Origin of the sequence: Synechococcus sp. R3-13 (assembly GCF_047462195.1) — a bacterium.
GTDB lineage: Bacteria > Cyanobacteriota > Cyanobacteriia > Thermostichales > Thermostichaceae > Thermostichus.
Genome location: NZ_JANSIO010000394.1, coordinates 1 through 4,210, shown reverse-complemented (window position 1 = coordinate 4,210; position 4,210 = coordinate 1). Strand labels below are relative to the sequence as shown.

The 4,210-nt window shown below is 59.4% G+C and carries 4 protein-coding genes; 3 read left to right on the top strand and 1 reads right to left on the bottom strand.

Going from position 1 to position 4,210, the window contains the following annotated elements:
- The first annotated feature begins 90 nt into the window (after positions 1 to 90).
- From ruvX to chlP, 3 genes are all read left to right on the top strand, one after another.
- Positions 91 to 555 (top strand): Holliday junction resolvase RuvX, encoded by a 465-nt coding sequence (gene ruvX, locus NW856_RS11680; RefSeq protein ID WP_414400414.1) that lies wholly within the window; start codon positions 91 to 93, stop codon positions 553 to 555.
- Positions 527 to 1,678, top strand: a complete 1,152-nt coding sequence (locus tag NW856_RS11675) for an extracellular solute-binding protein (protein WP_414400413.1) — start codon at positions 527 to 529, stop codon at positions 1,676 to 1,678. The genes ruvX and NW856_RS11675 overlap by 29 nt, the downstream gene beginning before the upstream one ends.
- Before the next feature lie 124 nt (positions 1,679 to 1,802).
- A complete protein-coding gene (gene chlP / locus NW856_RS11670; protein WP_414331046.1) occupies positions 1,803 to 3,023 on the top strand; it encodes a geranylgeranyl reductase in 1,221 nt (406 codons plus the stop codon).
- A 7-nt stretch (positions 3,024 to 3,030) separates the two neighbouring features.
- Here chlP and NW856_RS11665 read toward each other — a convergent pair whose 3' ends face one another.
- Positions 3,031 to 3,849: a hypothetical protein gene (locus tag NW856_RS11665; RefSeq protein ID WP_414400412.1), complete on the bottom strand. Its 819-nt coding sequence runs from the start codon at positions 3,847 to 3,849 to the stop codon at positions 3,031 to 3,033.
- Positions 3,850 to 4,210: the final 361 nt, after the last annotated feature.

Sequence of the window (4,210 nt, the reverse complement as noted above, 5' to 3'; positions counted from 1 at the left end):
AGCGGGGCCATTGCGGGTGAGTTTTCTGATGGCGGAAGCTTCTGGTCAACCCGGCTCTTCTGGGGCTCAGCAGGCGGGGCGTCCTGAGGGATGACGGATCCACTCCATTCGGCAAGGCTGAAGAGCGAACGAGTGCTGATCGGTTTCGACCCAGGGCGCGACAAATGCGGCATTGCTGTGGTGCAGGTGTTTACGCAAACGGAGCTGAAGGTTTTACACCGGGAGGTGGTCCCTTCCGCGGCAGCGCTATCTAGACTGCAAACTCTCCGGCAACAGTTTCAGGCGGAGCAGGTAATCCTGGGCAATCAGACGACGGCCCAAGCCTGGAAGTCTCAACTGGAATCCATTCTCCCCCCGCAGCAGATTGTCCTGGTGGACGAGCGGCACAGCTCCCAAGAAGCCCGTCAGCGCTACTGGGATTTTTACCCACCGCAGGGATGGGAGCGGCTCTTGCCCAAGGGGATGCGGGTGCCGGCCAAGGCTTACGATGATCTGGTGGCTCTCATTCTGGTGGAGCGGTACTGCTGTGGGCGAGATACGGCTGAGCCGACGTGAGCTTCTACAGGGGATCCTGCTGGGGCTGGTGGCAGCAGGATGTGGGGGGCCGGATGCGCACTTGCCTCTTATCGTGGCGCTTAAGCAAGGGATCCCTGCCAGTTTGCTCAACGAGTTTCGCCGCAGGACTCAGGCCCGCTTTCGGCTGCAACTGTTGGATAGTCGGGATCAGTTGTTGGCCTATCTCCGGCAAAGTGTTCAGCCGGCTGATCCGGCCTGGTGGGATCCGGGGGGATGGTTCCGGCGGCGGCTGCCGGTGGCGGCTTTGAGTTTGTTGGGGGCCGACGCTTTGGATCGGGCCATAGCTGCCGGTTGGCTGGCTCCTCTGCCGGCAAGCCTGTTGGGAGAACGATGGCAGAATCTAGATCCCCGTTGGCAAGCTGCGGCACTCCGGGAGGGGCAGATTTGGGGTGTGCCCTGGCGCTGGGGGGTAACGGCCATTGCCTACCGCCGGGATCGGGTGAGGGAGCCCATTCGGGACTGGGCGGATCTGTGGCGGCCTGAGCTGGCCGGCAAACTGACTCTGCCGGATCATCCGCGGGAGGTGATTGGGCTAACCCTAAAGAAAATGGGCCGCTCCTACAACGATCCCCTCGACCCTGAAGATGTCGAATTACGTCAAGAGCTGGGATCCCTGCATCGCCAGGTTTTAACTTACACCTCTTCCGACTACCTGCCCATCTTGCGCTTGGCCGATAGCTGGGTGGCCGTGGGCTGGTCGCAGGATCTCTACGCCACCCAAGCCAACTACCCTGAGCTGGCAGTGGTGATCCCGGCCTCCGGATCCGCCATCTGGTGGGATGTCTGGGTGCGACCCCACGTCGAAGACAATGCCCACGAAGACAATGCCCACACAGAATCAACCCAGACCGATTCCGGATCCCTGTTGGCTGACTGGCTTGATTTTGTCTTGAATCCCGAATTTGCCCCCCGCTTGGTCAATCTGAGCGGGATCCCTTCGGTTTTGCCGCTGGATTTGGCTCAACTTGCCCCACGCCTGCAACGCAGAGCCGACTTGCAAATCTCCACTTGGCAACGCTCGGAGATCTGGCGCCCCCTGAGCTCAGCCGAAGCCGAGTCCTATCTCAACCTCTGGGATCAAATGCGGCGGGGCCTTTTGTAGAAACACAGCGAGCGCGAGCCCTCCACTCTGCAACACTTCGTCAAGGTCCGCAATGCTTCTGAGGAGCTGTGGTAGGATGCCTGCTGTCTGATGAGCCAGTTGCACTTGCATCGAGGAGAGCACCTTGAGTCTGAGAGTTGCTGTTGTGGGGGGCGGCCCAGCCGGAGCCTCTGCTGCCGAAGTTCTGGCCCAAGCTGGAATCGAGACCTTTTTGTTTGAGCGGAAGCTGGACAACGCCAAGCCCTGCGGGGGCGCCATTCCCCTCTGTATGGTCTCCGAGTTCGACCTCCCCGAGGGGATCATCGACCGCAAAGTGCGCAAGATGAAGATGATCTCCCCTTCCAACTATGAGGTGGATATCGCCCTCGAAAAAGAAAACGAGTACATCGGCATGTGCCGCCGCGAGATCTTGGATGCCTTCTTGCGCAATCGTGCCCACCAAAAAGGGGCGGAGCTGATCAACGGCAAGGTAATGCATCTGGAAATCCCCCAGAATGGCCGGGATCCCTACATCCTGCACTACAACGATTTTTCCGACGGATCGAGGCAAGGGGTGCCGCGTTCTTTGGCTGTGGATGTGGTGATCGGGGCGGATGGGTTCCACTCCAAGGTGGCAGAAGCCATTGGTGCTGGCGACTACAACTATGCGCTGGCCTTTCAGGAGCGCATCCGGCTCCCGGACGACAAAATGGCCTACTACGCAGAGCGGGCAGAAATGTATGTGGGGGACGATGTTTCTCCAGACTTTTATGCCTGGGTGTTTCCCAAGTCCAACCATGTAGCCGTGGGCACCGGCACCATGAGGGCAAACCAAGCCCACATCCAAAAGTTGCAAGCTGGGATCCGCGCCCGTGCTGCCGAGCGGATTCGAGGAGGCCAGGTGATCAAGGTGGAAGCCCATCCGATCCCAGAGCATCCCCGTCCGCGCCGTGTGGTGGGCCGTGCTGCTTTGGTGGGAGATGCGGCGGGATACGTCACCAAATCCAGCGGCGAAGGGATCTATTTTGCCGCCAAGTCAGGCCGCATGTGCGCCGAGACCATCGTCGAGACCTCCAACGGTGGGGCGCGCATCCCCAGCGAAGAGGATCTCAAGCTGTATCTTAAGCGCTGGGATCGCCAATACGGCCTGACCTATAAAGTCTTGGATATTTTGCAGCGAGTGTTCTACCGTTCCAATGCCACCCGCGAAGCCTTTGTGGAGATGTGCGCCGACCGGGACGTGCAGAGGATGACCTTTGACAGCTACCTCTACAAGACGGTAGTGCCCATGAGCCCTTGGGTGCAGTTCAAGATCACGGTCAAAACCCTGGGCAGCCTGATTCGCGGCAACGCTTTGGCTCCCTGAAGTAACCCTACTGCCACTGGAAGGTCACCGTGACGCGATCCCAATTGGCCTCGGTTTTCAGCACACTGGCGGAGGCCCTTTGTCCGGGGGGCACGTCGCTGGGCTCAAATGCTGCCACTCGCGTATCGACAACTTCTTCTCCCCGATAGAAGGTGAAACGAGCACGGGCGTTGAGAACCGTGCGGGTGCTGCGGTTGATCGCTTCCACGCTTAGGCGGCTACCGGCCCCCACTCGTTCTTCCCGAATGGATCCCACGATTACAAAATCTCCTGGGCTAGCGGCAGACTCGGCTGGGGTGGCGGTCGGAACTGGGGTGCCAGGCTGTGGGGCCGTCTCGCTTTGCTTGGGATCCGACTGCCTCAGCAGCTCCAAAACACGGGCCAACTCCTGCTGAAAGAAAACAAAGGCTTCCCGCGATTGGTTAGCCACCTGGGCCAAAATCAGTCGATCCGACTCCTCTACCGGAATTTCCAGGAGGGGAGCTGGCCCTTTTAGGGTGACTCGGATGCTGGCGACTTCTTGGTTGATGAACTTATCCAGGTAGGGAAAGATGTTGAGAATGCAATCTTGGAAGGATCCCATCGGCATGATGCGATTGTTGGTCAGCACCAAGTCGGCCCGCTCACAGCTAGTCCGATCCTCCATATCAATTTCCAAGGGCACCCGAAAGGAGCCGAGGCTGGTGTTGGTGATGGTAACCCCAATGCCGTACACCTCCTGCCGCCAGCCGTGAACGATCTCCAGGCTAGGGCTGGTCACTTCCTCGGTGAAATACTCTCCGGCCCAGGTCGGGGATCCCCACAGAGGCAGGGCCAGTAGCAGCACAGGGAAATGGCAGGTCAGTCTCCCCTTCACCTCAACCTTCCTTAACTCAACTCGCGGACTTTGGGGCAGAGCAGCGGTGTTTCTTGCTCCCCCGGGATGGCAATAGCCTAACCTAGGGTCGGCGCAAACCAGGGGGAGTCTTTGAATAATCTTTCCAACAATAACGGCTTTGAACTTCATCCGCTCTGCCCAAAGGGATAGCCCAGTACCCGTCTTCATCGAGCTGGGGGTTGCCTTGGCGGTGGATCCCAGGGGCCATTTTGTCGGGGCAGCGCCACGGGCTCTGCCGTTTTCCGCTGGGATCCCGTCTGCGATAGGATCAGAAAGTCCAGCTTACTAGCGCAGGAGCCCCGCCCTCTGT

What these genes read in the sequence shown, in the direction of transcription:
- ruvX (WP_414400414.1), top strand. Translation starts at nt 91, where the DNA reads ATGACGGATCCACTCCATTCGGCAAGGCTGAAGAGCGAACGAGTGCTG.